The organism is bacterium (assembly GCA_026398675.1).
GTDB lineage: Bacteria > RBG-13-66-14 > RBG-13-66-14 > RBG-13-66-14 > RBG-13-66-14 > RBG-13-66-14.
On record JAPLSK010000107.1, the window covers coordinates 1 to 4,873 of the forward strand.

Genomic DNA, 4,873 nt, shown 5'->3' on the forward strand with positions numbered 1-4,873 from the left:
GGGCTTTCCATCGCGAACGGGATGGCGCTTGCGGCGCGGCTCGACGGCCGGGACTCCCGCTTTTGGTGCCTTTTGGGCGACGGGGAGCTGGACGAGGGGCAGTGCTGGGAGGCGGCCATGACCGCCGCCCACTACGGCCTGGACAACCTCACCGCCATCGTGGACCGCAACCGCCTGCAGATTGACGGGGACACCGAGGTGGTGATGGCGCTGGAACCCTTGTCGGACAAGTGGAAAGCTTTCGGCTTCCACGTGATTGACTGCGACGGTCACAGCTTCCCGGACCTGCGGCGGGCCTACGCCGAGGCGCGGGAAACCAAGGGCAAGCCGACCTGCATCATCGCCCACACGCACAAGGGGCGGGGGGTGTCCTTCATGACCGACCAGGCGGGATGGCACGGCCGGGCGCCGAACCAGGAAGAGCTCGTCCGGGCCGTGGGCGAGGTCTGCGGCTGCGCCCCGGAAACCCCGGATTGCTGCCTGAAGCTCGCCCGGGGAGGTGGTCGCTGATGGCCCTGGTAAAGGCGATGCATCTAGCGCCCCTGGAGGAGGCCTCGAAGGCGGAAAACTGGGAGGCCTGCAAGAAGGTTTACGGGGAGGCGCTCTTCGAGCTGGCGCGGACGCGGCCCGAGGTCGTCTGCCTCGACGCCGACCTGGCCAACTCCACCGAGGGGAAGCGCATCCGGGACGCCGAGGACGAAAAAATCTCGCGGCGCTTCTTCGACGTGGGCATCTGCGAGCAGGACCTGGTGGGCACCGGGGCGGGGCTGGCGCTCTCGGGGAAAATCCCCTACTTGAACAGCTTCGGGGTGTTTCTGTCGGGGCGGGCCTGGGACCAGATCCGGGTGAGCGTGTGCTACCCGAATCTGCCGGTGCGCTTCGGCGGCCCCTACGGCGGCATCTCCGTGGGGCCCGACGGGCCGACCCACTTCGCCATCTCCGACATCGCCCTCCTGCGGAGCCTGCCGAACATGACGCTGGTCTCGACGGCGGACGCGGCGCAGGTGGGGCCCATCATGCGCGCCACCGTGGACCACCCCGGGCCGGTTTACATCCGCATGGGACGGGTGCCGCTCCCCGTGGTGACCACCGACCGCACCCCCTTCGAGGTCGGCAAATGCCACGTCTACCGCGAGGGCTCGGACCTGGCCCTCTTCGCCACCGGGCACATGGTGTACGAGTCCCTGGTGGCCGCCGAGAGGCTGGCCGAGCTCGGGGCCGAGGTCGCCGTCGTCAACGTCTCCACCCTCAAGCCGCTGGACACCGAAACGGTGGTGGCGCTCGCACACGCTTGCGGACGGGTGGCGACGGTGGAGGAGCACAACGTCCTCGGGGGCCTGGGCGGCGCGGTGGCCGAGGTCCTCGCGCGGCACCGCCCCACGCCCATGCTCTTCATCGGCGTCCAAGACGTGTTCGCCGAGTCGGGGGAGGCGCTGGACCTTTTGGCCAAGTACGGGCTGAACGCGGACGGTATTTTCGACCGCCTGGCGGGATTCCTGAAGTTGACGTAACGCCCGTCCCCTCCCCCCTTTGGGGGGAAGCGCGCTTACGGGTCAGGGAGGGGGGTGAAGCGTCCCCTTCTCCCTGTGGGGGAAGCGCGCTTACGGGCTAGGGTGAGGGCTACCTTAAAAAAAGGGGTGGGTTTAGAGACCCGCCCCTACGTCATCGCAAATACAAGGGTCGGGGTGAGGGCTGCAGCGGTCCCCTCTCCCTCCTAGGGAGAGGGCTAGGGTGAGGGTCGAGGTCGGGAACGTGGAACGTGCGGCAGCCCGTGGAAGGGCCGCCCTACGTCATCACAAAAAGGGCGACCGCAGAGGGTCGCCCCTACGTCATCGCAAGCTGCAAGGCGCTGGTCGGGATGAGAGATGCCCCTAAAAAAACGGCGGGGATAGAATCCCCGCCCTACGCCATCGCAACCATTGAAGCGGCGGGGACTAAAGTCCCCGCCCTACATTAACTCACAACCGCCCCCCCCCGACCGGCCCCTTAGTCGTGTAAGTAGTTCACGATGGCCTTGCGCTCGTCGGTGCCCGGCTCGGGCTCGGCGGCCAGAAGACGCGCCTTGCCCTCGGCGTCCATGGCGCACTCCAGCGTCCCCTGGATGTTCTTGTAGCAGTAGTGCCGCCCCAGGGGCTGGTCATCCTTGCCGACCTCGGAGCAGTAGAACAGGGCCGGGTCGAGGCCGAGGTCGTCCACCAGTTCCCGGGCGTTGGGGTGGGTGTCGGAGTAGTGGAGCATGCCCTCGACGATGTCGCCGAAGGAGTCGGTGATTTTCAGGTCGCCCTCGGTGCCGAAGCCGCGCTCGACCCTGGTCTTACCCTTGAGCGTGAGCCAGAGGACGACGGCCTGCTCGATGTTGCGCTGGTTCTCCTTGCAAACGGAGGTCTTCGTCCCGGTCTCGTAGTCGGCGAAGTTGGGCTGGACGACGCTGAAGATGATGGCGGCCAGGGCGAGGAAGACCAGAATCTCGACCCAGGGGATGCGCTTGGTTTCGGCCATCTCGTGACTCCAGAGGGTTGTTAATCCAGGGAGTGGACGTACTGGGCGTTGGGGTCGCGGTGCTCGCCCTTGAGATCGGTGGTGCACTCGACGTCGCCGGTCACCCCTTTGAGGGTGTAGTGGAAGCCGATGGGCTCTTTCTTGTCGGCGCGCTCGGGGCAGACGAAGATGCCCTCCGGCGCGCCGAAGGCTATGAGCTCGCGGGCGTTGGGCCGGGTGTCATCGGAGGAAAGGAACCCGCCCGAGGGGCCGATCTTGTAGTTCGCCGTCGAGTTCACCCGCACGTCGTAGACCGTCCGGCCCTCGACGATTTTTCTCGTCACGACGAGGGTGAAGCCGGTCCCGGGGAGCGCGCCCTCCCCGGCGTAGGAATTGACGAAGAGCGAGGCGGAGTAGCCCGCCGCGATGAGCGTGGCGGCGTTGGGCACCGTGGCCGAATCCTCCAGCCCGCCGCCCACGGGGACGAAGGACGTGCGCTGGGAGGGATTGGCGGTGAGCCGGGCTGCGATGTACTCCTCGACGGCGGCCTGGATTTTATCGCGCTGGGCGCCGAGCTCGTCCTGCTTCTGGTTGACGAAGTCGGCGATCCAGCGGGAAATCGCCTCCTGGTGCTGGAGGCATATCATGGTGTTCTCATCGCGCCGGGTGTTCTCGATGCTGGGGATGGCGATCGAGGCGATGATTGTGACCACGGCGATGACGATCATCATGTCAACGAGAGTGAAGCCGCGCTGCACGGAAGCCTCCCGCGGGTGCCGACGCCGGGCCGGCGAGGGGTCGAAAGGAGCAGCTTGATAGGTGGGGCTATTATAAATAAAAACGGGGTAAAAAAGCAGCCCCCCCTCCGCAGGCCGCTGATTTCACATTCCCAGCCTCTACCCTCACCCCGGCCCGAGTTTCGAAGATTGCTCTGACGTAGGGGCCGACCTTCAGGTCGGCCCGCGGGCGACCGTGGACGGTCGCCCCTACGGGTCGTATTTGCATCGGATAGACGTAGGGCGGGAATTCCTATCCCCGCCGCGTGTTTACCCCTCACCCTAACCCTCCCCCCAAAGTGGGGAGGGGACCATCGCAACCCTCACCCGCGGGTTGCGTTGACGTAGGGGCGGGGCTCCGTCCCCGCCAGCGGGCCAACGATGTTGACGACCGACTCGAACGTAGGGCGGGGAACCGAGCGAAGCGAGCTATGCGAAGCAAATCCTTTCCCCGCCGCTTATGTGCTCCCGACCTCGACCCTCACCCCTACCCGTCGGCGCGCCGCTCCCTGGAAGGGAGAGGGAGAATGCAATTCTACCCGCCCACGAGACCCGGCATCTGGAAAATCGGCAGGTACATCGAGACGACCAGCCCGCCCACAACGATGCCGAGAATTATCATGAGCACCGGCTCCAGGAGCGCGGAGAGGTTGGCGACGGCGACCTCCACCTCGTCGTCGTAGAACTCCGCGACGCGGTTGAGCATCTCCTCGAGGCGCCCGGTGCGCTCGCCCACGGCGACCATGGCGACGACCATGGGCGGGAAGACGTCGGTCTCGGCGAGCGGCTCGGCGAAGGTTCGGCCCTCGCCGACGGCGCGGCGCGTCTCCAGCACGGCCCGCTCTAGGACCCGGTTGCCCACGGTGGCGGCGGTGATGGCCAGGCCGTCCATGATGGGCACGCCGGAGCGCACGAGGGTTCCCAGGGTGCGGGTGAAGCGAGCCACGGCCACCCGGATGAAAAGCTTGCCGAAGATGGGCGCCCCGAGTTTCCAGCGGTCCAGGCGCAGGCGGCCCTCGGCGGTGTCGCCGTAGAACCTCACAAAGAAAATCGAGGCGGCGATGACGAGGGCCAGGATCCACCAGTAGTCGCGGAAGAAGGTGGAGAGGGCCACGACGACCTGGGTGGGGAGGGGGAGCTGGGCGCCGAAGTTGTTGTAGATGCCCTCGAAGAGCGGGATGATGAAGACCAGAAAGCCCATGCCCAACAGGATGACCATGGAAAGGACTACGGCGGGGTAGGTGAGTGCGCCGGAGACGCGGCGCCGGAGGGAGTCGGCGCGTTCGAGGTACCCGGCCAAGCGGTCCAGGATGACCTCGAGGTTGCCGGAGACCTCGCCGGCGTGCACCAGGGCGACGTAGAGACGGCCGAAGGTCTTCGGGAAGCGCTCGAGGGCGGCGGAAAGCGACTGGCCCGCCTCCACCTGACGCCGCAGGTCCACGGCTATCTCGGCCAGCCCCTCGGGCGACTGCTCGGCCAGGGTGGCCAGGGTCTGCACGAGGGGAAGCCCGGCGCCGAGCATGGTGGAGAACTGGCGCGTGAAAACCACCAGGTCCCGGCGTTTGACCTTGACGTCCCGGACGGCCACCGGCTCGATGGCGGTGACGAGGAGGCCCTGG

Annotated in this window: 5 protein-coding genes; 2 read left to right on the plus strand and 3 right to left on the minus strand. The window is 66.9% G+C overall.

The features are described from left to right. On the plus strand, nucleotides 1–510 hold a 510-nt coding region (locus NTW26_02430; protein ID MCX7021129.1), incomplete at its 5' end, for a thiamine pyrophosphate-dependent enzyme. Then, complete coding sequence (locus tag NTW26_02435; GenBank protein MCX7021130.1) at nucleotides 510–1,511, plus strand: transketolase family protein; 1,002 nt, start codon at nucleotides 510–512, stop codon at nucleotides 1,509–1,511. The genes NTW26_02430 and NTW26_02435, both read left to right, overlap by 1 nt. Before the next feature lie 475 nt (nucleotides 1,512–1,986). On the opposite strand, the gene NTW26_02440 is transcribed toward NTW26_02435, so the two are convergent. The 3 genes from NTW26_02440 to NTW26_02450 all read right to left on the minus strand — a co-directional run. Further along, nucleotides 1,987–2,499: a hypothetical protein gene (locus NTW26_02440; GenBank protein ID MCX7021131.1), complete on the minus strand. Its 513-nt coding sequence runs from the start codon at nucleotides 2,497–2,499 to the stop codon at nucleotides 1,987–1,989. Nucleotides 2,500–2,519: 20 nt separating this feature from the next. Beyond that, complete coding sequence (locus tag NTW26_02445) at nucleotides 2,520–3,236, minus strand: prepilin-type N-terminal cleavage/methylation domain-containing protein (GenBank protein ID MCX7021132.1); 717 nt, start codon at nucleotides 3,234–3,236, stop codon at nucleotides 2,520–2,522. Nucleotides 3,237–3,789: 553 nt separating this feature from the next. Next, nucleotides 3,790–4,873: type II secretion system F family protein (locus NTW26_02450; protein MCX7021133.1), on the minus strand; the 1,084-nt coding region annotated here is incomplete at its 5' end.

Bases quoted from the DNA above. Each gene is read 5' to 3' on its own strand.
- NTW26_02435 (MCX7021130.1), top strand. From the start codon at position 510: ATGGCCCTGGTAAAGGCGATGCATCTAGCGCCCCTGGAGGAGGCCTCG.
- NTW26_02440 (MCX7021131.1), bottom strand. From the start codon at position 2,499: ATGGCCGAAACCAAGCGCATCCCCTGGGTCGAGATTCTGGTCTTCCTC.